This window comes from Ruegeria sp. BHSB196, from assembly GCF_059613135.1.
Window position 1 is genome coordinate 51,375 of record NZ_JBXWRY010000013.1, and the last position, 23,892, is coordinate 75,266.

Sequence of the window (23,892 nt, forward strand, 5' to 3'; positions counted from 1 at the left end):
GCCGGGTGGGTGGAGAAACCCGCCTTCTTTGTCAAACTTCTGCTGGCTCAGAAGCGCACCGCACATGCAGCAGTTCAGTTTGACGTTGCAAAACCTCCTATTCCAAACAAGACGGTTTCCTTTGACAGTACCTACATAGTTTAGCAGGGTTCCGTGACGCGAAGCTGCAGAAATGGAGTTTCCGAGACCGCGTCTAAAGTAAGTCAGGGATGCGCTGAAGGAGACCCACATGGTTTTTCTTACGGGTCGCGACTTGGAGCGACCAAGGGCGACGCACTCGATCGGATACCTGCTCGCAACCGTCTTCTTTGTCGTCGCCGTACTTTGTGCCGTCATTGCGCCGCGGGCGGTCGCGCAATCCGATGAAGTTTCCGACTTGTCGGTGGCGAATATGGTTTCCCCCGTTCGTACGGACGATCCACGCGAAACGTTCCGGAGTTTCCTGCGCCTCAGTGCGGAAATGGAAACCGCACTGTCAGACTACATTGCCAACGCTACCTTGGCGGGCGTTTCGCGTCTCGCTCTTTTGTCCGACCAAATGAACAGTCTGATCGATCTTGAGGCAGAGCCTGCCTCCTCTCGCCGCGAGGTCGGCATTCGGACGATGACCTACCTTATGGACATCTTCGGGCGGATTCCGCCAATCGATCCAGCCACGATTCCCGACACAGCTCAATTGGAAGCTGAAGGAACAACAACCACCCGTATCCCGGGCACTCCAATCTACATCGCGCGAATAGGCGAGGCCGAGCGCTATGGCGAGTACCTGTTTGTCCACTCGACAGTAAACGTCGCGCCGAGGTTCTTTCGCTCGTTGCAGGCACTTCCCCTGCGTACGGATCTTCCGATCGAAAGCCTGAGCAGCTTGGGGCCGCAGCTGACGGGTCCACTCATACCTCCCCGAGTCGTCGCCGCCATACCGCCCTCTTTGCGAACTCTTTGGCTCGACACCCCCGCGTGGAAGGTGCTCGTGGTTTCGCTCGCGTTGGTGACAATGGCCTTCCTCGTGGTCGCGGCTCAGCGCCTTCTCGTCGGGATTGCCAAAACAGCGCGATTTGGTCGGCTGCTTGTTCAAGCGGTCTTGCCTCTTGCCATTCTGCTGGTCACAAACATCGTGCTGCCGGCCTTCACGTTTCAGATCAACCCTTCCGGACGGTTTGCCGACCTCGTCAGCACGGTCTCCACGATGTTGAGCTACGTGGCCTATGCCTGGCTGTTCTGGGTTTCGATTCGGATTGTGTTTGAGTGGATCATCCTGTCACCACGAATTCCCGACGCAAGTCTGGATGCCAATCTGTTGCGGCTGGTTTCGAATGTCTTTGGAGTCATTGGCACGGTCGTCATCCTTGCCTTTGGGGGACAGGCGATCGGACTGCCAATTCTCAGCATCCTTGCCGGATTGGGTATCGGCGGGCTGGCCATGGCGCTCGCCCTGCAGCCTACGCTGGAAAACCTCGTGGGAAGTGTAATCCTTTACCTGGACCGGCCGGTTCGTGTCGGCGATTTCTGCAAATTTGGAGACCAGATGGGCACGATCGAGGCCATCGGGGTTCGATCAACAAAACTGAGAGCCCTGGACCGAACGATCATCACGGTGCCGAACGCCCAATTCGCAAACCTGCAAATCGTGAACTTTGCCCACTGCGATCTGATGCTGCTGAATACGATCATCGGTGTTCGCTATGAGACGACTCCGGATCAACTGCGGTTCTTGCTCGCGAAGATGCGATCGATGCTCCACGCACATCCCCGGATAGACAATGAAACGGTTCGCGTTCGGTTCGCAGGGTATGGCCCGAGTTCTCTGGACATCGATGTAAGGGTCTATGTCGAAACCCGCGAGTGGAACGACTTTTTTGCGGTTCGAGAGGACATCTTCCTCAGGGTGTACGACCTTGTGACCGAGGCCGGCACTGGCTTCGCCTATCCTTCACAGACGTTGTATCTCGGCCGTGACCAAGGGGTGGACACCGAGCGCGCGGAACTTGCGGAAACGGTGGTCAGGGAATGGCGGGAAAACGGGAGGCTGCCGTTTCCCCGCTACTCGGCCGAAGAACTCGATGGATTCGAAGGAACACTCGACTACCCGCCGCGCGGTAGCGTCGTAGCGAAGGAGGGATCGAAGTCGCACGCGACACCATCGGACGAAGGCGAAGAGCATAGCGGCGCTGATGAACCCTTGAGTGCGGACGAGCCTTTGAGCACCGAAGATCGACGCCGCTGATCTGGTTGCCAACTTGTCGATCACCTCTCCGCGATGCCAGGTCACTTCTTAAACCTTGTGAACAAACTGGCCCGAACCGCAAACACGGTTTCGCGGTTCACCGAGTTGGCCACGAAACAACAGGCTTGCGCCTGGTGGGTCGATGTGGCCCAGCGCCAGTGAAATCACATTCCACGGGCGCGGTTCATTTGCCAAAGATTGTCGCGTCTGCAGCAATCTTTCGGCCGGATGTGTGTTGGATTGACGCAACGCTCAAGGTGCTCGAAACCCTTCGCCTCGGTCAAGAAAGTGTTCGCGATGACATACCAATACGTTCGAACCCGGATCGCTTCTGCATTTGAACCTTCGTGCTTCGCTTGGCTCTTTTCCGACGGCGTGACCGACCACGCCCGAAGACTCTCAGACACCTTTGCTCGGTTCGGTGGTCATGGCCGATAGGCTGCCCTTTTCAGCTGCTGGTGGCCGGTTCCTTCCACCCGCGCGATTGCCGCGATCAATCGCTCCACAAGAGGTCCGACACATGAAATGCAAGGCGCTTACGATCTGTTTCGCGATGGGGGCTTTGCCGGCTTCGGCCCAAGACGCTCGGTGGCAGTACACGGCCTCCGTTTCCGGATGGTTTTCCGGCCTGGAAAGCAGTGTGGAGACCAGATTTGGTACGGTGGAAACGGATCTGGACTTCTCCCAAGTCTGGGACAAGCTGGACATGGCGTTTTTCGGCAGCTTCGAAGCGCGGAACGGGCGCTGGGCGCTGATTGGAAACCTGATCTACACCGATCTCGGATCAACGCAAGACGCACCATTCGGTGTCGCGTTTCGCTCAGCCGAGGTTGACACGCGTCTCACCTTGTTCAGCGCATACGCCGCCTACAGTGTCGTGGAACGAGCCGACCTGCGCTTGGATACAGGGGTCGGATTCAGATACAACGACGCAAGCATCGACGTGCTGCTTGCGGGCAACATCGCCCCGACAACGACACTCTCGCTTTCGGATACATGGGTTGATCCGCTGCTGGGCGCTCGCGTCCGGTTCGACATCTCGGACGATTGGTTCGGTGTCGCCTTTGCGGATGTCGGCGGATTTGGCATCAGCGGCGCATCCGACCTTTCGTGGCAGGCCTATGCCGGGGCCGGGTATCAGTTCAACGACACATGGTCGCTTCAGTTCGGATACCGGCACTTGTCCATCAAGAAAGAGTTCAGCGGCCGGGATGTCACCCTGGATCTAAGCGGCCCGATGATCGGTGTGCAGGCTTCTTTTTGAGTGTCACGTGGCCACCGAGATCGGGGGCTCGAGACTCCAAAGGCCGTAGCCACTCCTGTTCTTGTTTTTGGAACAACCGCGAGCGTATCGGAAAATGAACGCCTAAACGCTCCGAAATTGCACCATACGTCGCAATCCGCCAACGACAGTCGTCAATACTGCCTCTAGTCTGAGATCGACTTGAGGATCGGCCCAAGTGCCGGTGTTGTCGTCTATCACAAAAACTCATTTGCAGGGCCAGACACATGACATCGACCACTTCTCATGGCACCGACCGAGCACATTTTCACCCCAAAGGCAAAACGCCTACAGAACACACGCGTGCCGTGATCAAGGCCGCGGCGTCCACGCTGCCTTTCCATGACAAGCGCGACTTCGAGGAATGCGCGCGGGGATTGATCGCCAGAATGGATGAAAAGAAGATCCCGGCGGATGCTGGCAACGATGCGTGGGACATGGCCAGGTTCGATTTCATCGATGAATCCGACGCGTTCGACAGTATCCATCCATCGCTTCTTCGGCAGGCCAAACTGAACCAGGATTACGGCTTGTACGAGGTTATTCCCGGAATCTACCAGATCCGCGGCTTCGATCTCTCTCAAATGACCTTCGTGCGCGGCAAGACGGGTTGGATCGTCTTTGACGTGCTGATCTCGGCAGAGACTGCGCGCGCCGGACTTGAGCTCTTCCGCAAGCATGTCGGTGGCGATCTCCCGATCACAGCCGTGGTGTATTCGCACAACCATGTCGATCACTGGGGTGGCATCAAAGGCGTGGTGTCAGAGGAAGACGTTCGTGCCGGCAAGGTGGAGATCATCGCGCCGGTGGGATTCATGGAAAACACGGTGGCCGAAAACGTCTACGCCGGAAACGCGATGAACCGGCGGGCGTTCTATCAGTATGGCATCCTCCTTCCCGTCGATCCTTACGGGTACGTGACGCAGGGCCTCGGCCAGGCCACCTCGCGCGGCACGGTCACATTGATCGCGCCGACACGAACCGTCAGCGAAGCATTCGAGGAGTTTGAAGTCGATGGTATTCCGATGGTGTTCCAGAATACGCCCGATACGGAGGCGCCATCGGAAATGAACACCTACATCCCGAGCATGAAGGCGCTTTGGATGGCTGAGAACGTGACTCATTGCCTTCACAACATCTACACTTTGCGCGGCGCGCCCGTACGGGACGCCCTGAATTGGTCCAAATACATTGCCGAGGCACTGTACCGGTTCGGCCGCGAGGCGGAGGTGATGTTTGCTGCGCATCACTGGCCGCGCTGGGGCAACGACCGCATTCAGGAAGTGCTGCGCGCACAGCGCGACATCTATGCGAACATGCACAATCAGGTTTTGCACCACGCAAACAACGGCGTGACGATCAACCAGATCCACAACGTGTATTCAGTGCCTGATGAGTTGCAGTCACACTGGCATGTCCGCGGCTACCATGGCTCGCCGGAGCACAACGCCCGCGGTGTGATCCAACGCTATCTGGGCTATTGGGACTGCAACCCCGCCACTCTGATCCCCCCGTCGCCTGAGGACTCCGCGCCCGTCTACGTGCGCATGATGGGTGGCGCGGCCAAGGTCATTTCCGAAGCCGAGGTGCTTTATGACTTAGGCGACTACAAGATGGCGGTCGAAATCCTCAACAAACTAGTTCTTGCCGAACCGGGCAACCAAAAGGGGCGCGACCTGATGGCAGATGCGCTGGAGCAGATCGGCTACCAACAGGAAAACCCGGGACTTCGCAACAGTTTCCTGGCCGGTGCTTTCGAACTCCGGTCCGGCATACCGGCCGGGGCGATCCCCAAAACTTCGAGCCCGGACGTCATGCGGGCGATGTCGACGGAATTGTTCCTGAACTTCCTTGGCATTCGTCTGGACAGCACGAAGGCCGCAGGCCATCGATTCACGATGAACCTCAAAACCCCGGACAATGGTGAAGAGTTCATTGTCGAGCTCGAAAACGCAACGCTGACCAACATCAAGGGGTATCAGGCACCCAACGCGGATTTGACGCTGACGATTGACCGCGCGGCCCTCGACGAAACCCTGATGGGCGCCAAGAGCCTTGAGGCCCAGCTCGCCGACGGGACCGCCAGGATCGAGGGTGATCCTTCGATACTGCGCACGCTCGCGGGAATGCTTGTGGACTTCACGCCGACCTTCGAGATCTTTCCCGGTACACGGCAGGAAGAGTCGAAAGCCTCGGATCACGACCCGTTCGATGCCGAGGAAATGAAAGAGGTCGTTCCGGAGTGAAGCCATGTCATTGAGTCTGACGGACTTGGTTCCTGCACCTTTGAAGTTGATTCCGGGCCAATGAAGGTGACGGCGTGAAGATGCCCCCAGGCCTGAAGCTGGAGCGCAAGAACGTTGCGGCAGATCTGATCGCCGGCGCTACCTTTGCAATTGTGAATGTTCCGCAGGGTATGGCGAACGCAGTGCTCGCGACCGTTAATCCTGTGGCTGGCCTCTACGCGCTGATGGTTGCGATGCCGGTCGGAGCCCTCTTCACCAGTTCCGTTTTCATGAACGTCTCGACCACGGGCGCGCTTTCGGTGGCGGCTGGTGAGGCGCTCTTGCCCTTTGAAGGCGATGAGAAACTCGGCGCGCTCGTTGCGCTCGTGCTTCTGGTGGGGATCTTTCAGATAGCATTTGGGCTTTTGCGTCTCGGCCGCCTGATCAGATTTGTTTCCAATGCGGTGATGACCGGGTTCATTACCGGAATAGCATTTCTGATCATGTTCGGCTCGGTGCCCGACCTGACCGGCTTTTCGAGTTCGCAACCCAACCATCTTTTGAGGATGGCCGACACGGCGCTCAGTTGGCGCGTACTCGACGGGCAAACCGTCTTCTTGGGCGTTTTGACGGTGATTCTGATCCTCGGTTTCCAACGCACGCCGGCGCACAAGTTCTCTCTGATCCTGGCATTGGCGCTGACAACTTTCATTGCGTTTGCAATGGAGCAGATCGCCGGTGACGGAACCGCCGTGCTGGTTGCGGACATAGCCACCATTCCAAGAAACCTTCCCTATCCTGTTCTGCCCGACTTGGTACATCTGCCAGCCATAGCTCTGCCCGCCTTTGCCATTGCCGTGATCGGATTGATCCAGGGCGCCGGCGTCGGACAAAGCTACCCAAATCCGGACGGCACGTTTCCCGACACGTCGCGGGACTTTGTCGGACAGGGGGCCGCAAACCTTGCCGCCGGCGCTTTCGGCGCCATCCCCTGTGGCGGGTCGATGTCGGGCACGGCCGTCAACTTTCAGGCCGGTGCGCGGTCGCGCTGGTCGAACATCTTCGCCGGCGCCTTCGTCGTGCTGATCGTTCTGGTGTTGGTTGATCTGGTCAAACTCGTTCCGATGGCCGCGCTCGGGGGATTGCTTCTTGTCGTCGGCTTCCAGAACATCCAGCCCGACACCATTCGCACGGTTTGGGCGACAGGCTTGCCCGCCCGGTCGGCGATGCTGGCGACCTTCGCCGCAACGCTGTTCCTGCCGCTTCAGTTCGCAATTCTGTTGGGTGTGGCGCTGTCTTTCCTATTGCAGATCCTTCGCATGTCGAACCGTGTGGAAGTGCGCGAGTTCGAGCTGGTCGATAACGGTTTTCCGATCGAGAGGCCGGCCCCCAGAACGCTTGGAAGCGGTGAGGTGCGGGTGCTTCGGGTTCGGGGCTCGCTCTTCTTCGCGTCGGCGCAAGCGCTCGAAGCCCAGCTCCCGTCCGTGCAAGGCGCAAAGGGGGCAACGCTGATCCTGATCCTGCGTGATGTCGATGACCTCGGCAGCACGGTGATCAGGCTCCTGAAGCGTTATGCAAAAGCACTGCATGACGCGGGTGGAACTCTCGTGCTGACCGGCGTTAATGATGAGCTTCTGGGTCAGTTGCAACGGACCGGGCTCGCCCGAAGTCTTGGAAGTCAGAACATCTTCCAAGAGCGCCCGGAACTCGGGGCTGCGCTGAATGATGCGATCTCGGCGGCGCGTGAGCGCCTGCACACGGCGCAGTCAAATGATGCGACAAATAGCTGAACGGGGTGTCGGATGCCGAACGCAGTCCTGATCTTCACCGGCATCGTGGTATTCGCCCAAATGTTCGACATCGGGCTTCGGCATCTGCCCGGCAGCCTGCGGGGTCTTGTTCACGACACCGGTCTACTCTTGCGATCGCTGGTCTCGGCGCTGGTTGTGGTTCCATTGACCGCCTTGGCATTGATAATGGCGCTGTCCCTTCCGCCCGAGGTGGCCATGGGCCTTGTCCTGCTGGCCGCTTCGCCCGGTGCGCCCCTGACGACGCGCCGCGCCGAAGCAGCGGGCGCAGAGCGGGCCTATGTCTCGGCACTTCAACTGACTCTCGCCGCGCTGGCGGTCGTCTACATGCCGGCGGCAATCGCGGCGTTTGACTTGGCGCTTGACCTCTCCCCCGGATCGGTCGCACCGGCAAAGGTCGCCCGCCAGATCGTGATCGTGACCTTCGTTCCACTGACGCTTGGGTGGCTCTTCGCACGATTTGCCCCGAGTGTTCTGCGACGTCATGCTTCGCTGCTGTCACGCGCCACCAAGTGGCTTTTTGTGGCATTTTTGCTGGCCGTTTTGCTGGCGCTCGCTCTGGTGCCGGACTTGCGCGTCAAGATCCTGATCGGCTGGACCGGTATCGCCTCCGTCATCATCCTGGCCACGGTCGCGCTCGCCTCCGGCCACCTTCTCGGGGGTCCAAGGCAGGACCGTCGCGCGGGACTTGCGATCGCAACCGTTGCACGAAACCTCGGTCTCGCTCTCTACGTTGCGGAATCCTCGGCAACCACTGTCGACGCCATTCCAACGATCCTGGCATATGCGCTTTTGGCAATCCTGCTTGCCATGCCGTATTCGCGATGGATCAAACGGCGAATGCCCTTGAATTAGGCGCAGGACCAAGACCGTGCCCTTCCGTTGATCGGCAACCTCCCGGACCGCGTGGATTGCAGGCAAACTGCGCCATTCGTCGCAATTGCAGCTTGGCTAGCTGCTAACATTTCCACTGAGTGGGCGCAGTGCCGTCTGTGGCCATGATCTGAATTTCTCCGGAGCTGATTGGGCCATGACCACACGACGTACTTTTCTTGCATCCCTACCGACGACCGGCGCGGCATTTGCGTTGAGCGGCGCGATTTTCGACGAAGCGCAGGCACAGGTCCAGGGTTCGCCCGCGCCTCTTGAAGGGCATTTCCATCCGCGCGGCAAAGCCCCCTCGGAACACACCATCCGGGTGATTCAGGAGGCAAAGACCGGGCTTCCCTTCGACGACACCCGCGATCTGGAAGAACAGGCGCGCGGCCTGATCGCGGAACGGGCCGACAAGCAGATCATGGCCGATGCCGGCAACGTCGCCTTCGACATGTCGGAATACGATTTCCTGAACGGCGACGGCGATTTCGACAGCATCCACCCCTCGATGACCCGAATCGCCCGGCTGAACAACAACTTCGGCCTCTACGAGGTGGTGCCGGGCATCTATCAGGTGCGCGGCTTCGACCTGTCGGACATCACCTTCGTGCGCGGCGAAACCGGGTGGATCGTCTTCGATCCACTGACCATGACCGAAACCGCGCGCGCCGCATGGGAGCTGTTCCAAGAGCATGTCGGCGAAGGCCTGCCGCTCAAGGCGGTGATCTATTCGCACACCCATGGCGACCACTGGGGCGGCGTCCTGGGCATCACTACGCCCGAGGAAGTGGCCGAAGGCAAGGTCGAGATCATCGCGCCGCGCGACTTCATGCAATTCACGATTTCAGAAAACGTCTATGCCGGCAACGCGATGAACCGGCGACTGTTCTATCAGTATGGGCTGCTCTTACCGGTGAGCCCGCATGGGTTCGTTACCCAAGGTCTCGGCCACCGCATTCCGGCCGGGTCGGCCGGCCTGATCGCGCCCACGCGCTTCGTCTCCGACCCGATCGAGGAATTCGAGGTCGACGGTGTGCGCATGATCTTCCAGAACACACCGAATACCGAAGCGCCGCGCGAGATGAACACCTACATCCCCGAGATGAAGGCACTATGGATGGCGGAAAACGTCACCGCCCTGCTGCACAACATCTATACCCTGCGCGGAGCCCAGGTACGCGATGCGCTCAACTGGTCGAAATACATAAACGAAACGCTCTATCTCTTCGGCGACGAGGCCGAGGTGATGTTCCAGTCGCACCACTGGCCGCGCTGGGGCAACGAACGGGTGCGTGAGGTTCTGCGCGACCAGCGTGACCTGTATGCCAACATGAACAACCAGGTTCTGCACTACGCGAACCAGGGCGTCACCATCAACCAGGTGCACAATGTCTACAAGATGCCGCAAAGCCTTCAGCAGAAATGGCATTGCCGGGGCTATCACGGGTCGCCCGAGCACAATGCGCGCGGTGTGATCCAGCGGTTCCTCGGCTTCTGGGACTGCAATCCGACGACGCTGATCCCGAAATCGCCCGAGGACAGCGCCCCGCTCTATGTCGAGATGATGGGCGGGGCCGATGCGATCCTGGCCCGGGCGCGGACGCTGCATGACGCGGGCGATTATCTGCTGGCCACCGAGATCCTCGACAAGCTGGTCTATGCCGAACCGGACAACACCGACGCGAAAGAGGCGCTGGCGGACGCCTTCGAACAGATCGGCTATCAGCAGGAAAACCCGGGCCTGCGCAACAGTTTCCTCGCCGCAGCCTATGAATTGCGTTCGGGCATCCCGCAGGGCACGGTGGCCAGCTCGTCCAGCCCCGACGTGATCCGGGCGATGTCGACGGAACTGTTCCTGAATTTCCTCGCCATCAAGATGGACAGCCGCCGTGCCGAGGGTCTGAACTTCAAGATGAACATGGCAACCCCGGACAATGGCGAAACCTTCGTGGTCGAGCTCTCGAACGCCACGCTGACCAACATCGCCGGGCATCAGGCCGGCGATGCGGACCTGACGTTGACCCTCAACCGTTCCGACCTTGAAACCGTAATGGCCGGCGAGGCCAGCTTCGAAGCGCTGCTTGCTGACGGGCGGGCGCAGTTCGAGGGCGATATCTCGATCCTCGAAACGCTGGCCGGTCTGATGGTCGATTTCGATCCTCGCTTTCCGATCATGCCGGGCACGTCTGCCGCGGCCGAGATACCGACATCGGAACCCTTCAAAGGAAATATCGGGGCCGCGATCCCGGAATGACACTGTGCTCGGCCCGCGCATTTGTTCGCGATGCGGGCCGCTGCGAAACACTGAACGGAAATCAATCTGGAGACGAAAACAGATGGCTGATCTTGTCGTTCTCGATTTCGACGGCACGGAAACCGCTGACGCCATGCTCACCAAGTTGCGCGCACTCAGGAAACAGGAACTCATCGATCTCCTCGACGCCTGCGTGGTCGTGCATCCCGAAGACGGCGATATTCAAATCAAACAGTCCGTGAACCTGACCGCGCTGGGTGCGTCGTCGGGGCTGACCACGGGGGCACTCGTGGGCACCCTTGCGGGCCTGTTGATGCTGAATCCTCTTGCGGGCATGGCGATGGGGGGATTGGCCGGCGCCGCCATGGGGGCACTGGGCGGCAGGCTTTCCGATTTCGGGATCGATGACGGCTTCATCCGCGAGCTTGGCGAAACGATCAAGCCGGGCACATCGGCGCTGTTTCTGCTTGTGGCCAAGGCCACGCCCGACAAGGTGATCGCGGAAACGGCCGAGTTCGCTCCGCGCGTCCTGAAAACCTCGCTCTCGAAGGAACAAGAAGACCGGCTGCGGGAAGAAATCGCAGCGGTTTCCACCACCAACCATTTGCCCGGCTGACGGATTGCAAAGCTTCGGGTCCGCGCAACGCGGATGCCGCATGAAAACGGTGGGCACCTATTTTGGAACGACCGCACCTATAGGAGAATTAATGTTTCGCACCCCTGCCATCTTTTTGGGCGCCACGTTTCTTGTGTTAATGAACTCGGAACCTGTTTCAGCAGAGGATGACGAGGATCTTGCAAAGCAGCTTGCCAATCCTATTGCGTCGCTCATCAGCATTCCGTTTCAATTCAATTTCGACCGAGGCTTGGGCCCTGCTTCGGAAGGCAAACGCCAAGTCCTCAATGTCCAACCTGTCATCCCTTTTTCGATAGGTGACGACTGGAACCTGATTTCGCGTACCATCGTTCCGTTCGTGAGGTTGAAGGACATCGGACCGGGAACCGGTACCGTGTCAGGCCTTGGCGATACGGTACAGAGTTTCTTCTTTTCTCCCAAGGCGCCGACTTCCGGAGGTGTAGTTTGGGGCGTGGGTCCGGTGTTTCTTTTGCCGACAGCGACCGATGACCTTCTCGGAACCGGGAAGTGGGGGGCTGGCCCGACAGGTGTTGTTCTCGTCCAGCGTGGCCCCTGGACCGTTGGTGGCCTCGCCAATCATATCTGGTCCTTTGCTGGAGATGACGATCGGGCGGATGTAAACCAGTCCTTTGTGCAACCCTTCGCCTCCTACACGACCAAAAACGCGTGGACGTTCACCTTGACCAGCGAAAGCTCCTACGACTGGGAGCGGGAGCAATGGTCCGTGCCGGTCAACGGCTCGGTGTCGAAAATCGTCCGCCTCGGCCCGCTGCCGGTGAGCGTGTTTGGCGGGGTGCGCTATTGGGCGGAAGCACCTGACAACGGACCCGAGGATTGGGGCTTGCGGTTTGGCATGACGGTCCTGCTGCCGCGCAACTGATCCGATCCAGATACTTGTTTGCCACGCCAATGTGGCTGCGCGTGAGGCGCCGCGCACCAAACGCGCTTTTTCTGCCTGACGCAAGCCCACCGCTCATGTGCGGCTTTTTGAAATCTCGCCCAGTCGAATTATCTGTGCTCAGTTAGGTATTGGAGGCTTTTTTTGGGGGGGGCTGGACTTGTCCTATGCGCAACCGACCGAAAACGGTTCTTTGCTTGCGCCGCACGCTTTGTCGAGAACGGGGTGGCTCTCTGAGCAACCAAAGGAATTCCAGAACCGGATGATGGCGCTCGCCCGTTGGCGAACGTTTCCTGCTGGGGCAAATCTCTATGACGTAGGCGACGAGCCGAATGCTGTCATCGGCCTTGAGAAAGGGCTGCTTGATGTGTCGATACCCATCTCGAATGACGAGATGGTGAACATACATCGCGCTCATGAGGGTTTCTGGATCGGTGACTCGGCCCTTTTGTCTGAGACGAGCCGCGGTGTTTCTGTCGTTGCTCGGGTCGACAGCCTCGTCCTGGTCATTCCAGCCCGCCCGCTTCTGAGTCATCTTTCAGATAACCCACGGGATTTGCTGTATTTTTTCAAACTCAACCATGCCAACACCATGCTTGCGCTCAAAGCTCTTTCCGAGGTTATCGCGCTGCCTCCGCGCGCGCGGTTTGCCCGCATGCTTCTGCGGCTCACGTCGGATGACGGCCGAGTGCCTGCGACCCAATCGGAACTCGGAGCATTGGCGGGGATGAGCCGTGCGGCGTTCCGCCGAGCCTTTGCCGGCCTGATCGAATCCAAAATTGTGCGGACGGAATATGGCTGTATTCGAATCCTCGATCGGGACGCCTTGGAAAAAGTCGCCAATACGCCCTGACAGTGGCGTTTTGGCAGGCTGGGATACGATGCACTATCGCGCTATTCCCAGCCATTGCGTCGAAGGGAATCCAGCGCCTCGGTTGACCAGCCCGGCGCATCCGTAAGTGCGGCCCAGGCCACCACATAGTCTTGGAAACTGTAGACGTGCCCATGCCCCGCTGGCGGCGCGACGGCGAACATCACGTCGAATGCAAGCTGCAGAAAGGTAACGACCGGAATCCAGGTGAAATCCGGGGAAACGTCAGGGCCAAGCGGTGCATTCAGCCAGTCGGGTTTGCGCCACAAAGACGAAGGCTCAAAAAACGTGACGGCATCGCTCGCGTATTGGAGGAACACTATCCGGTAGTTCCCCCAAGGCGCTGGTTTCAACGATTGCTTGCCATCGGAGCCCAGAAACCTGACCACGGAACCGTCCCGGAAACCGGGCAGCCAGGCTGGCGTGTCGGGGTTGCGCGCCCGTGTGATGTCCCGCCAGGTGCTGCTTCCGAACGGCGGACCGGACCACAGGGCGCCCGCGTAGGGATCTGATATGACTTGAAACAGATCGTGGCTCAGTTGCGAGTTGTACGCCCCCAGGCTCAGACCATGAAGGTACAGCTTTGGCCGCCTTTCCTGTGCAAGCGAAGTCCAATGCTCGTATATTCGCGAAAACACGGTTTTCGCGGTGTCTCGCCCATAATCGGGGTCGGCGAGCAGAGCGATCCAGCTCGCGAGGTAAGAATACTGCACTGCGACCGTTGCCACATCTCCATTCAGCACAAATTCCAATGCGGCCTGGCTTTCCGGATCTACCCAACCGGTCCCGGTCGGTGTGACGATAACCAGGTAAGACCGATCGAAGGCGCCGATGCGGACAAGTTCGGCCAATGCCAGCCGCGCACGGTCATCGGGGCTGTCGCCAGAGTTCAGCCCGACGTAGACCCGCAAGGGTTCCAATGCCGGAGATCCTGACGCAGCGGCGATACGGTCCTGGTCCGGCCCGGAGGCGATCATGGCGCGACCGGTTCGCCCAAGATCGTCCCACGCCAACAACGAGCCGGGTCCGCCCGTTTTCATTGGGTCGGATGGCTGAGGGCTGGATTCCTCGAATACGCGATCGAGCGCGGCGAAAGAGGAGTCCGCGACACGCATGGCACCGTTCACCAGAACGCCATTGCCAATCGACCAGAACACTGTGGCAGTTGCCGGAACCGCCAGGATCAATGCAATCCTCGCCGGCAGGCGCCTTTCGAGCCTGGTCAGAATTGCCCCAGCGGTTGCGGCACAAAGCCGTGCGATGACCAATACAATCAAGAAAACAATCACGGCCAGGGCGACAACGGTCAGACGGCCGGCGCCGTCGATGTCCTCCATGCCCATCAAGTGACGCAATTGGCTTTGCCACCCGGACGACCACAACAAAGACAGTCCAACAATCAGCGCACAAGCGAGAAAAAGGCCCGCGCGCATCGGTTGCCTGTTGAGTAGACCTGGTCGCGGCAGCCCCAGCCACCGCCAGATCGATTGGATTGCAACGCCGATGCCATAACCGGCTGCAAGACAAAGACCGCCGAGCGCGCCTTGGATCATCGGCGGCCTGGGCACGAGGCTCGGCGTAAGCGATGCCGCGAAGAAAATCGCCCCCAAGAAGAGGCCAAGTCCGGAAAGGCGAGCCAGAAACGGTCTCACAGCGTAGTGAGCCCAAGTCCCGCCGCCGATGCGTTCCTGGGCTGAACACATGAACGACAGCTGCTGTTTCCATCGAAGACCAAATGTGCGACTTCACTCATGCAGCGCGCCCCAAATTCTGCGTCAAGTTTTCAAACTGGTCTCGCGACCCAGTCGAGGTGTAAGTGTCCATTCGCTGCTGATGAACTGTCAAGAGTTTGCGCATTTTCCCACGCTCGCTCTGCCTTCTGTGGCCTACTTCATGGATTCCAAATTCCCTAAAGGTATCCTGACTTTCGCGCAGGCTTTGACGAGCCTGTCTCGATCGGTTGCGTCGGACGTACGTATGTCGGTTGACGCAAAAGGCCCCCCGTTCGGGAGGCTCTTAAGCGTCTGAGCTATTTGAGAGATTTGGTTGCGGGAGGGCGCAACCGCCGTTGTCGAACGGAACTTCTATGTCGAATCTGATAGCTCTTCGGCCCAAAGTTGCCGTCTACCACTCGACCGAAATGCCGCGGCTCGGCCCGCCGAAGCCGCCATTCGCTGACGCAGCATGATCCAGGCTAGGTTGGTTGGCTTGGTGGTGGGCCCAAAAAGCTCATTCGACACTTTGATCGGTTCTGTCACGTGTTGCCACACCCGAAATTCGCATATTATCAAGTCCGGCTGCCAGCGACTTGGTGAAAATCGACACAGCTTCAATCTCCCGAGAAGTAGGTCCAGATCATTTTTCCACGACCGCCATCGATCTTCTCGCGCCGTAGTCGTTTGGAATAAATGCCCTTCATCAGAAATGACCGCAAGCCAATTGGTGAAACGTCAAACCCCTCTGCCTCAAGGCATGCGAGTGTCCGTCGTCAGAGTTTTCCGGACTGCGCGGGCAGTTTCGTAACGGAGGCTCTGGTTCGATTTCTGTTTCAGTTTAGGCGGCAGCGGATTGGTGCTGCAACCGGCGTTTTCGGATTGTCTGTTTCTTGATCTCCTCTCTCATCTTCAGGATCTTCGCGCCCCGGCCGTGATAGACGTCAGCCGGTGTAAGATTGCCGAGGCTCTCGTGGTATCGCCGGTTGTTGTAGTAGTCGACGAAGGCGCCGATCTGACGTTCGAGATCGCCCGGCAGGAAGTAGTTTTCCAGCAAAACACGGTTCTTCATCGTCTGATGCCAGCGCTCAATCTTGCCCTGGGTCTGAGGGTGATGCGGCGCGCCGCGGACGTGATCCATGCCCTTGTCGTCGAGATAATCCGCCAAGTCGGCGGCGACGTAGGATGAGCCGTTGTCGCTGAGCAGCCGGGGTTTCTGAACGACCATGGCCTGATCGCATCCCGAGACCTCCAGCGCCAGTTCCAGCGTGCTCGTCACATCCCCAGCCTTCATCGTCGTGCAGAGTTTCCACGCGATGATGTAGCGGCTGTAATCGTCGAGGATCGTGCTGAGATAGAACCAACCCCAGCCGATGACTTTCAAGTAGGTGAAGTCGGTCTGCCACAGTTCGTTCGGGCGGGTGGTCTTGTCGCGGAACTCATCCTCTGCCCGGATCACCACATGGGCCGGGGCCGTGATCAGGTCTTCGGCCTTGAGGATGCGGTAAGCCGAGGATTCCGAGACAAAATACTGCTTCTCATCGGTGTATTTTGTCTCCAGCTCGCGCGGCGTCAGGTCCTCGCGATCCAGCGCAAACTCGACGAAGTGCTCGCGGACGTCATTCGGGATGCGGTTCCACACCGACCTTGGCCGGGGGGAACGATCTGCCAGAGCATCGATCCCGCCGTCCACCCAGCGGGCATACCAATCGTAATAGGTGCTGCTGGGAATGCCGAGCATCGCCAATGTCTGCTTCACCGGCAGATGCGAGGCTTCCACCGTGCGGATGATCTCAAGCTTCTCTGAGGCTGGGTATCTCATTCGTCTTCGCCCCCATCCCCGATCATGCTTTTTTTGAGAAGCCGGTTCTCAAGCGTCAGTTCCGCAACGACCTCCTTCAGCGCCAACGCCTCGGACCGCAGTTCCTTGACTTCAGGGGCCGTCGCCTGCCGGGCTGTGTCGCCCGCGAGCCGGTTCTTCCCAGCTTCGAGGAATTCCTTCGACCAGGAGTAATACAGGCTCTCGGCAATGCCCTCGCGGCGACACAGTGCAGCGATGCTTTCCTCACCGCGAAGGCCGGCTAGGACAATCCTGATCTTCTCTTCCGCTGAATACTGTTTGCGGGTCTTCCGTTTGATGCCTCTGACCAGCTTCTCAGCGGCATCTTTGCTTGTTCCGGATTTCTTGTTCATCTTCGCTCCTTGATGGCTTCGATGAACCAGAAATCCTCCGTTGCTCAAACCCCTAAATCTGTCCGATGGGTGCTGACGTCAGACACTCGTCTGCACCTTCTCATTTCGGTCCGATATGCAGGTGGGTGATTATGTCGTAATTTCTGATGGTCGTGACAGAATGCGTTCCTTTGGCACGATCGCAAGCGACTACTTCTTCGAGGCTGATGCTGAACACCACCCCCATCGCCGGAGGGTCGAATGGCTTTGGCGTGATGACCAAGGAACGGAGCGCGCGAGATTTTATCCGAATGGCTTCCGGCAACATACCGTCTACAAATTGAATGGTGCTCTGGTCGAATGGGACGGCTTGGAGCAAGTCGTTTTCGGCGTTGACAGGTCGATCCCTGCGGAAGGCGCTCGGCCCCACGTCCTCATCATCGACGAGATCAACCGGGCGAACATCTCCAAGGTCTTCGGTGAGCTCATTACGCTCCTCGAGCCCGACAAGAGGCTTCGTGCTGAAAACGAAATCCGACTTACGCTGGCCTATTCGAAGCGGCTCTTCGGCGTACCAGCAAACCTCCATGTTATCGGGACCATGAACACCGCGGACCGGTCCATTGCGCTTCTCGACACCGCGCTCAGGCGTCGCTTCATTTTCCGGGAGATGATGCCGGATGTGTCCCGCCTCGCAGATGCCGCTCAGAAATGCGGGATCGACCTGCCGCGACTTCTCGCCACGATCAATGAGCGGATTGAGTATCTCTACGATCGCGAACACCAGATCGGGCACGCCTACTTCACTTCGTGCAGTTCGCGAGCAGATGTCGACGAGGTCATGCGCCACAAGGTCATCCCGCTCCTCGCGGAATACTTCTTCGAAGACTGGGCCAAGATCGCGGCGGTGCTCGGCGACCTGGAACCGGGCGAGGGTTCGATCACCGGTGGTTTTCTCAAGCGTGCGATCCTGAAACCGCCTCCGGGCCTCGAGGACGGCGATGCTGTCGCCCGGTTTCGCTGGCAGGTTCGATCCGCAGATGAGGGCTTCGACTACACCAAGTTGGTCGGGAAATGATCCGCCGCACGATCCGCGAGTGGGAGCGCATCGCCTACGGGCCCGGCGACACCGAGATCCCGGAGACGCAAGGTGACCGGCTTGCCGCGGTCGCGAGGGCATCGACCTTCTCCGGGCGCGGGGGTGAGGGTGTTCTGGAACACGGCGAAAGGGACTCCGCGCACGTGGCGTCGTCGGCGTCATAGCCACCCTCGGCTGCCAACTGGAGATTCTCCCAAAGATCGAGGGGAGCGGCGAGAGCGGGGTGTCGGATGCGGTACTCAGGCAGCGCCTCATCCACATGCTTGCTGTAGCCTACGATCTGCCAATTGAAGCCGGCTCAATGACGCAGCTCGGCTGGCAGCGCGAGACCGTGCTCGAACTTCTCATCCGTCTGTTCTGTGCGAAGCTGACCGACGCGGTTCGGCAGGGGATGCCACGCCACTACCTCGAACACGAAGATGACCTGCCTGCGCTTCGGGGACGCCTGGACGTTACACGGCAGTTCTCGACGCTCGCGGTCTCGCCACAAAAGCTGGCGTGCCGTTTCGATGCTCTGTCGCCGGACATAGCGCTGAACCAGGTGATGCGGGCGGCGGTCAGCAAGCTGTCGCGTCTGTCCGGTGCACCGGATAACCAGCGGGCGCTGCGCGAACTGAGCTTCGTGTACGCCGACGTAGCCGACGTCCCTCCGAACGCCCTCCGCTGGGACCGGATCGTCCTGGACCGCACCAATCGTCGTTGGCGGGATCTCCTGTCTCTCGCGCGCCTCTTTCTATCGGACCGGCACCAGCAGACGAGCGCGGGGACCATCGATGGTCACGCGCTACTCTTCGAGATGAACGTCTTGTTCGAAGCATACATCGAACGGACCCTGTCGCGTGCTCTGGCCGGCACGGGCTTCCGTGTGTCGTCGCAAGGCGGCCATCGGGATTGTCTCTACGAGGGCGAGACCGGCCGCTTCCGCACAAGGCCGGACCTCATCGTCCGGCAGGGCGAGAAGATCGCGCTGATCATCGACACGAAGTGGAAGCGCATGACGCCACGGATCGACGATCCAAAGCAGGGGGTCAGCCAGACGGACGTGTACCAGCTGATGGCATATGGATGGCTCTACGACTGCCCGAACGTCGTACTGCTATACCCCCATCATGGCGACCTGTCGCCAGATCCGATCCGCCGGCGGTACTCCATCGCGACAAGGGGCGCGGACGAGACACTTATCGTCGCCACGCAAGACCTCGTCGGCAAACAGCGAGACCATAGAGATGCCCTTCGGCAGTTGGTCATGGACTGCTTGGCCAACGAAAGCGCGCAGGAAGCACCCGACCATCACGGCAGCACACTTTTCGAAGCGATATGAAAGACTTCGGCCCCTCTTGCTTCCACAGTGCTTCCACGGGTGCTGGAAACACAAACGCCGCCCCGGAGGGCGGCGCTCAAGCGTCTGATAACGCGCGAGAATTTGGTTGCGGGAGCCCGCAACCAGCGTTGTCGAACGCAGTTGTCATGCAGAATCCCATAGCCGCCGATTGGGTTTCGTTGCCTTGGCCCCATAGCTGCCATTCATATCCTGTTGCACGAAAGTCTGCTTATCCAGTATTTGCGCCAACGTCAGTCTCGCTATCTCCAACGTGTGACGACGTGCTTTCTTCACCTTGCAGAAATATCTCAGATATCCTGTGGCCTGATGCTTCTACCAGCGACCGCGCGACCGGAGGCATCTCCGCCAATGCCCGTCCAACGTCATCCATTCCTATCCGGTTCGCCACCTCAGGAGCGTCCAGCCGGACCATGTTGGATCGACCTATCAACAGACCTGCCTGACCCAAGGCATTATGGGATTGGGCCCGCATTGCTGAGGAGACGAATAGACCTGCCCAGACCAGCCGCCCACCAATGCGATGCCACCAGTGCATCCGATAGCTCTCCTGACCGCATCCGAGGCTCAGGAGCCTGATCTGAGTGCGATCAATGTCATAGCAGGTCATCGCATCCACCACGCCGATCATGGCCGGATTATTGGCCCATATACCGCCGTCTGCGAATACGTAGCCATTCCTCTTCACCGCCGCGAAGATCGTTGGTGCCGCCGCTGTTGAGAGCCCAACATCTACTAGCCGCTCATGTTGGTCCTTTTTGTAATCGGGGTGATGCGGGGTCTTGAATACATAGGGTTCGCCATACCGACCGTCGAACGATGGTATGCAGATTGGAACGGACGATGACCCGAAAAGGCCGTCGCTGAATTCCCGTCGAAGCTCTTTTTCCAGGTTGTCACGGTCATATGGTGTGAACGCCCATCCCGCCCAACCGCGAAGCCATCGTGTCAAACGATTGCCCGGAAAGATGATCCGGCCACGCTCGATGTAGAGCTTGGAGATTTCCTGAGCCGACTTGCCCTGGCCCAATCCCAACGCGATGATCCCACCAGTTGAGGTGCCAACGATCATATCGAAGTGCTCACCGATGGGCTCACCGTCCAGGAAGCGTTTCTCGATCTCGGCCAGGATCATGCAAGGCAAAATGCCCAAGATACCGCCACCATCGATGGACAGTATCTTGAACGGCTTCCCCGACGGCCAAGGCTGGGCCGGTCTGAGGGACTGCCTCGTACCGTCAGAACGGCGAGGGACAGTGTGATCGTATTCGCTGTCACGCGGCATGGCCTTCACCTTTCTCGGCTCCATCTTCGTCATGGCGTCCACCGCCTATCCACCGACCGGTCATTTCCCAGAACTCGTAGGCGGCAAGCCATCGAACCGTCCAGCCAACAGTAGTGCGGCTGATGAGCATAGACGGGTCCCACTCTTTCGCCTTGGGGTCGAACAGGCACAGCGGCGACAGCCTGATGTCTGGCAGTTCGAAATAGACGTGCGGGAGTGGTGCCTCTTCCTCGGCGTCCCAGTTCGGGACTAATAAGGGCCTAAGGACACGAACCATGGGCATACGGCGGTATTGGTCGTGTCGCCCTGTCATGGGTAGGCCAAATTCGATGCTGACATGAAACTGGCGCTCCAGGCCCTTCAGATTGCCGAACCAGATCACGGATCGCGGCCCGAGCCCTAGCGATGCCCGAAGCTGCGGCCAATCCCGTTGCATGGCGTTAACCTGTGCCAAGAGGGACTTCATGAGCGCCTCCACTTGGTGCCAAAAAAGGTCGAAGGTTTTACCGCCGGTTTGGCCTTGGCGATGCTCGGGCTCATGGTGAGACCGCCGAGGGTACCAAAGCCATGGCGACCGCTGCGAATGGCATCACCAAAATCACGCTCTAGGTCATCCACTACTGACTGACCGACATCTTCGCCGAACATCGCCTTTAGGGTGTCACGCCGGTCACGCAAGGAACGCCTATCATCCAGAAGCACAGCGAGTTGATCCAGAAACAGCCGCATATCGGCGATCATCGTGTCCTGGGCGGCTTGGTTTTCTGGCCAGCGGTCCGTGAAGACATCGCCACGGCAACGCGGATTTTCGACGTGAATCAGTTCACCATCACTCTTCGCTCGCAGCAACCGACCAAGAATGTGCTGAACAATAACCTGGAGGTTCCGACCAATGGTTCGACCAGGTTCGGCAACCTCAAGACTCAGGGCAGCGATGATCGCCGAGGCTGGCGTTCGTCCTGTCCGTTTTGCCCATCGGATATTGCGGTTCCTTTTGATCAGCATCTGAGCGACGGTAACGGCAGACTTGCCGCCAACAACTGTGGAGTGTTCAGGCACGGGCAGAGAGTCCGCGTCCTTTTGCATGGTGATCAGACCACGATCGGCCCTAAGGGCCCGACGGGCATACTCCTGTTGGAACGACAGATCGACGGGGCATGTTGTGTTGTATTCGTCGGCAAACCCAAAGCTGTTGGTCAGCACCTTGTGGTCCATGCTGCGGGACTCTTCGGGCTTCGAATGATAGATGAAGCTGCGACGCGGATCGAATTCGTTGATCAGTTCGGCGGGCGACAGATCAAGGTGCATCCCATCGGCGTAGTGAACCGTGACGCATCGCGTCTGACGCTCGGTCATATTATAGTAGCGTGAACCGGGCTCCCCCCGCATCGCCTGGTAGAGAAGCTCCAGTGCCTGCCAAGGCGTCAAACCCGGGGTGATCAATTCGACAATGATGTCGATATCAAACCCCTCGAACCGAAACTTGGCTCGAATGGTTGCACCGATGGCCACAGACCCCTGTTGGTAAAAGAGACGGATTTTTCCCTTCAGGGGGCTTTCATCTCGTGCAAGGTGCTTTTCGATGGCCTCTTTCCGTTCAGCCAGCAGGGCATGCATGCTCGGCGGAAGTTCGATCTTGATGGCCACTGCAGCCAACATTTGTTCCGAAATGCTGTCCCACGGAGCGGCGGGTGTTCCCAAGTGCTTGTTCATGCTCGGCCTCGTTGTTCCGATTCGTCGCAGTTGACGAGTGTCCCACGACGTGATTCAAGTGTTTCATGGGCTGGACATTAACCGGACAGCAACGAACTGTCCAGTATGTGCAACACTAATTCCAGCCTGAGAGACACTTTGGAGGACAACCATGGATGTAGGTGACCTAGGTGCGCTGCTCAGCCGAAAACGCGGCAATCAGGGTATTCGGGCGGCGGCGAAGGAAATCGGGATCAGCCCCTCAACCCTCTCACGGATAGAAAAGGGGCACGTGCCAGATGTTGGCACACTCGAAAAAGTATGTGCTTGGTTAGAGGAAGAGCCATCGAAGTTCACTGGGGTCGGCAACCTTCAAATTGCGTTCAAGAACAAGAAGGCAATGCCGCCCAAGACGGCCAGATCACTAGCAAGTCTGATAGAGGCTGCGTCCAAGCAATTCGTCGATGAGGTGGATGCGAGGGGGCACTAGTTGGCATTTCGTAGGGGGTTCAAATCGCAGTGTGAGCGACGGTCGGTAGAGTATCGACGACAGCTTGGTCTAAACCAAACCGACCCATTGTCAGCGGACCGGCTCGCTGTGCATCTGGGCGTCACCGTGTGGTCGGTCCCGGATGTGGCTGCGCTAGGTGTCGAGGACCAAGTCGCACTATGCGATGAAAACGACGACTCTTGGTCTGCACTTACAATGAGAGTCGGGACGAACAATCTGGTGATCTACAAGCCAGTTTCGTCCCAGGGTCGGCGGAACAACGTCATCATGCATGAACTAGCACACATCATTCTAGGACACGACCTTGCCGAAGCTTGCATCTTGGATGATGGTTCATTGGCACCTGGGAATTTTGACCAGGACCAAGAGGACGAAGCTGATTGGTTAGCTGGAACACTCCTTCTTCCCAGGCCAGCACTAATGTTGATTCGAAAGCGCCGAATTTCCGAGATTGTCGTATGTGACCAATACTTAGTCAGCCGAGAGATGTTGAATTGGCGTGTTCGTATGACTGGCGTGGACTATCAACTGGCTCGAAGTCGCCGATGATCAGTGTTCCGCTAGATCGAAAGCGGACATAGGAGCATGTTGCAGCGAACTTCCGCTTCCCACCCGGTATGGCATTACTCTCTCGCCAAGGTTCGAAACTCTTCGGCTTTTTGGGCATCAAACAACTCCGCCACATCAGCCCCCAATGCCAACGCCAACCTCTCAAGCACCCGCGCGGACGGATTGCGGACACCCCTTTCCACACCGCTGACATAGCCTCGGTCGAAGCCACTGCTGTTCGCAAACCCCTCTTGGGTGACGCCGCGGTCAGCGCGAAGTCGCCTCAGATTCCAACCTATGCGTTTGCAAACATCCATCAGGAACGATGGATCGCCGAATGAGGCCAATCAGACCACGACTTATAAGTCTCATTTTTTTCTGGACGACATCAGCCACCCGTGTAATGTGAAGCTGAAGAGCGAAATAGGTACTACACCCATGATTTTTCGCACTTTTTT

18 protein-coding genes and 2 pseudogenes are annotated in these 23,892 nt (G+C 58.6%); 14 read left to right on the forward strand and 6 right to left on the reverse strand.

Features of this window, described 5'->3' with window-relative positions; translation table 11 throughout:
* Positions 1 to 229: 229 nt before the first annotated feature.
* The 9 genes from AC2FNJ_RS09225 to AC2FNJ_RS09265 all read left to right on the forward strand — a co-directional run bounded on the left by AC2FNJ_RS09225 (position 230) and on the right by AC2FNJ_RS09265 (position 13,057).
* Entirely contained in the window at positions 230 to 2,224 is a 1,995-nt protein-coding gene (locus AC2FNJ_RS09225) for a mechanosensitive ion channel family protein (protein WP_496763934.1), read from the forward strand.
* Positions 2,225 to 2,651: 427 nt separating this feature from the next.
* Complete coding sequence (locus AC2FNJ_RS09230; RefSeq protein WP_496763935.1) at positions 2,652 to 3,488, forward strand: outer membrane protein; 837 nt, start codon at positions 2,652 to 2,654, stop codon at positions 3,486 to 3,488.
* 245 nt (positions 3,489 to 3,733) lie between these two features.
* Positions 3,734 to 5,752, forward strand: coding sequence for an alkyl/aryl-sulfatase (locus AC2FNJ_RS09235; protein ID WP_496763936.1), 2,019 nt, complete (start codon positions 3,734 to 3,736; stop codon positions 5,750 to 5,752).
* Positions 5,753 to 5,832: 80 nt separating this feature from the next.
* Entirely contained in the window at positions 5,833 to 7,521 is a 1,689-nt protein-coding gene (locus AC2FNJ_RS09240; protein WP_496763956.1) for a SulP family inorganic anion transporter, read from the forward strand.
* A 12-nt stretch (positions 7,522 to 7,533) separates the two neighbouring features.
* A complete protein-coding gene (locus AC2FNJ_RS09245) occupies positions 7,534 to 8,394 on the forward strand; it encodes a hypothetical protein (RefSeq protein WP_496763937.1) in 861 nt (286 codons plus the stop codon).
* 175 nt (positions 8,395 to 8,569) lie between these two features.
* On the forward strand, positions 8,570 to 10,669 hold the full coding sequence (locus AC2FNJ_RS09250; protein WP_496763938.1) for an alkyl/aryl-sulfatase: 2,100 nt from the start codon (positions 8,570 to 8,572) through the stop codon (positions 10,667 to 10,669).
* Between the two features lie 82 nt (positions 10,670 to 10,751).
* Positions 10,752 to 11,285, forward strand: coding sequence for a DUF1269 domain-containing protein (locus tag AC2FNJ_RS09255; protein WP_496763939.1), 534 nt, complete (start codon positions 10,752 to 10,754; stop codon positions 11,283 to 11,285).
* 40 nt (positions 11,286 to 11,325) lie between these two features.
* The gene (locus tag AC2FNJ_RS09260) at positions 11,326 to 12,186 is read left to right on the forward strand and encodes a transporter (RefSeq protein WP_496763940.1); all 861 of its coding nucleotides are present in this window, start codon (positions 11,326 to 11,328) and stop codon (positions 12,184 to 12,186) included.
* Between the two features lie 178 nt (positions 12,187 to 12,364).
* Positions 12,365 to 13,057 (forward strand): Crp/Fnr family transcriptional regulator, encoded by a 693-nt coding sequence (locus tag AC2FNJ_RS09265; RefSeq protein ID WP_496763941.1) that lies wholly within the window; start codon positions 12,365 to 12,367, stop codon positions 13,055 to 13,057.
* Between the two features lie 41 nt (positions 13,058 to 13,098).
* Here AC2FNJ_RS09265 and AC2FNJ_RS09270 read toward each other — a convergent pair whose 3' ends face one another.
* Both AC2FNJ_RS09270 and AC2FNJ_RS09275 read right to left on the reverse strand, forming a co-directional pair.
* Positions 13,099 to 14,685, reverse strand: coding sequence for an alpha/beta hydrolase (locus AC2FNJ_RS09270; protein WP_496763942.1), 1,587 nt, complete (start codon positions 14,683 to 14,685; stop codon positions 13,099 to 13,101).
* Positions 14,686 to 15,628: 943 nt separating this feature from the next.
* Positions 15,629 to 16,980 (reverse strand): IS3 family transposase gene (locus tag AC2FNJ_RS09275; protein WP_496763943.1). Its coding sequence is split into 2 segments (ribosomal slippage): positions 15,629 to 16,644 and positions 16,644 to 16,980, totalling 1,353 coding nucleotides; the frame shifts between segments, so codons are not numbered across the junction.
* A gap of 109 nt (positions 16,981 to 17,089) precedes the next feature.
* On the opposite strand from AC2FNJ_RS09275, the pseudogene AC2FNJ_RS09280 reads away from it, so the two are divergent.
* The 3 genes and pseudogenes from AC2FNJ_RS09280 to AC2FNJ_RS09290 form a co-directional block, all read left to right on the forward strand.
* Positions 17,090 to 17,605, forward strand: a pseudogene (locus AC2FNJ_RS09280) (DUF8426 domain-containing protein); the annotation flags it as partial.
* Between the two features lie 27 nt (positions 17,606 to 17,632).
* The gene (locus AC2FNJ_RS09285) at positions 17,633 to 18,037 is read left to right on the forward strand and encodes a hypothetical protein (RefSeq protein WP_496763957.1); all 405 of its coding nucleotides are present in this window, start codon (positions 17,633 to 17,635) and stop codon (positions 18,035 to 18,037) included.
* Between the two features lie 166 nt (positions 18,038 to 18,203).
* A pseudogene (locus tag AC2FNJ_RS09290) lies at positions 18,204 to 19,379 on the forward strand (McrC family protein); the annotation flags it as partial.
* A 229-nt stretch (positions 19,380 to 19,608) separates the two neighbouring features.
* On the opposite strand, the gene AC2FNJ_RS09295 reads toward AC2FNJ_RS09290, so the two are convergent.
* Genes AC2FNJ_RS09295 through AC2FNJ_RS09305 form a run of 3 tightly spaced genes read right to left on the reverse strand, consistent with a single transcriptional unit; the run spans position 19,609 to position 22,395 of the window.
* Positions 19,609 to 20,715, reverse strand: a complete 1,107-nt coding sequence (locus AC2FNJ_RS09295) for a CBASS cGAMP-activated phospholipase (protein WP_496763944.1) — start codon at positions 20,713 to 20,715, stop codon at positions 19,609 to 19,611.
* Entirely contained in the window at positions 20,672 to 21,148 is a 477-nt protein-coding gene (locus AC2FNJ_RS09300; RefSeq protein ID WP_496763945.1) for a type II CBASS E2 protein, read from the reverse strand. The genes AC2FNJ_RS09295 and AC2FNJ_RS09300 overlap by 44 nt, the downstream gene beginning before the upstream one ends.
* Entirely contained in the window at positions 21,145 to 22,395 is a 1,251-nt protein-coding gene (locus tag AC2FNJ_RS09305; RefSeq protein ID WP_496763946.1) for a nucleotidyltransferase domain-containing protein, read from the reverse strand. The genes AC2FNJ_RS09300 and AC2FNJ_RS09305 overlap by 4 nt, the downstream gene beginning before the upstream one ends.
* Positions 22,396 to 22,546: 151 nt before the next feature.
* Between AC2FNJ_RS09305 and AC2FNJ_RS09310 the strand changes: the two genes are divergently transcribed.
* Together AC2FNJ_RS09310 and AC2FNJ_RS09315 are read left to right on the forward strand one after the other, a co-directional pair.
* Complete coding sequence (locus AC2FNJ_RS09310) at positions 22,547 to 22,864, forward strand: helix-turn-helix domain-containing protein (RefSeq protein WP_496763947.1); 318 nt, start codon at positions 22,547 to 22,549, stop codon at positions 22,862 to 22,864.
* A gap of 216 nt (positions 22,865 to 23,080) precedes the next feature.
* Positions 23,081 to 23,434: an ImmA/IrrE family metallo-endopeptidase gene (locus AC2FNJ_RS09315; RefSeq protein ID WP_496763958.1), complete on the forward strand. Its 354-nt coding sequence runs from the start codon at positions 23,081 to 23,083 to the stop codon at positions 23,432 to 23,434.
* A 74-nt stretch (positions 23,435 to 23,508) separates the two neighbouring features.
* Here the strand turns inward: AC2FNJ_RS09315 and AC2FNJ_RS09320 are convergent, their stop codons facing one another.
* Entirely contained in the window at positions 23,509 to 23,751 is a 243-nt protein-coding gene (locus tag AC2FNJ_RS09320) for a helix-turn-helix domain-containing protein (RefSeq protein ID WP_496763959.1), read from the reverse strand.
* Between the last annotated feature and the right edge of the window lie 141 nt (positions 23,752 to 23,892).

What these genes read in the sequence shown, in the direction of transcription:
- AC2FNJ_RS09260 (WP_496763940.1), top strand. Translation starts at nt 11,326, where the DNA reads ATGAAAACGGTGGGCACCTATTTTGGAACGACCGCACCTATAGGAGAA.
- AC2FNJ_RS09225 (WP_496763934.1), top strand. Translation starts at nt 230, where the DNA reads ATGGTTTTTCTTACGGGTCGCGACTTGGAGCGACCAAGGGCGACGCAC.
- AC2FNJ_RS09285 (WP_496763957.1), top strand. Translation starts at nt 17,633, where the DNA reads ATGCCGGATGTGTCCCGCCTCGCAGATGCCGCTCAGAAATGCGGGATC.
- AC2FNJ_RS09235 (WP_496763936.1), top strand. Translation starts at nt 3,734, where the DNA reads ATGACATCGACCACTTCTCATGGCACCGACCGAGCACATTTTCACCCC.
- AC2FNJ_RS09300 (WP_496763945.1), bottom strand. Translation starts at nt 21,148, where the DNA reads ATGAAGTCCCTCTTGGCACAGGTTAACGCCATGCAACGGGATTGGCCG.
- AC2FNJ_RS09255 (WP_496763939.1), top strand. Translation starts at nt 10,752, where the DNA reads ATGGCTGATCTTGTCGTTCTCGATTTCGACGGCACGGAAACCGCTGAC.
- AC2FNJ_RS09305 (WP_496763946.1), bottom strand. Translation starts at nt 22,395, where the DNA reads ATGAACAAGCACTTGGGAACACCCGCCGCTCCGTGGGACAGCATTTCG.
- AC2FNJ_RS09295 (WP_496763944.1), bottom strand. Translation starts at nt 20,715, where the DNA reads ATGACGAAGATGGAGCCGAGAAAGGTGAAGGCCATGCCGCGTGACAGC.
- AC2FNJ_RS09240 (WP_496763956.1), top strand. Translation starts at nt 5,833, where the DNA reads ATGCCCCCAGGCCTGAAGCTGGAGCGCAAGAACGTTGCGGCAGATCTG.
- AC2FNJ_RS09245 (WP_496763937.1), top strand. Translation starts at nt 7,534, where the DNA reads ATGCCGAACGCAGTCCTGATCTTCACCGGCATCGTGGTATTCGCCCAA.
- AC2FNJ_RS09315 (WP_496763958.1), top strand. Translation starts at nt 23,081, where the DNA reads ATGAGAGTCGGGACGAACAATCTGGTGATCTACAAGCCAGTTTCGTCC.
- AC2FNJ_RS09310 (WP_496763947.1), top strand. Translation starts at nt 22,547, where the DNA reads ATGGATGTAGGTGACCTAGGTGCGCTGCTCAGCCGAAAACGCGGCAAT.
- AC2FNJ_RS09250 (WP_496763938.1), top strand. Translation starts at nt 8,570, where the DNA reads ATGACCACACGACGTACTTTTCTTGCATCCCTACCGACGACCGGCGCG.
- AC2FNJ_RS09230 (WP_496763935.1), top strand. Translation starts at nt 2,652, where the DNA reads ATGGCCGATAGGCTGCCCTTTTCAGCTGCTGGTGGCCGGTTCCTTCCA.
- AC2FNJ_RS09320 (WP_496763959.1), bottom strand. Translation starts at nt 23,751, where the DNA reads ATGGATGTTTGCAAACGCATAGGTTGGAATCTGAGGCGACTTCGCGCT.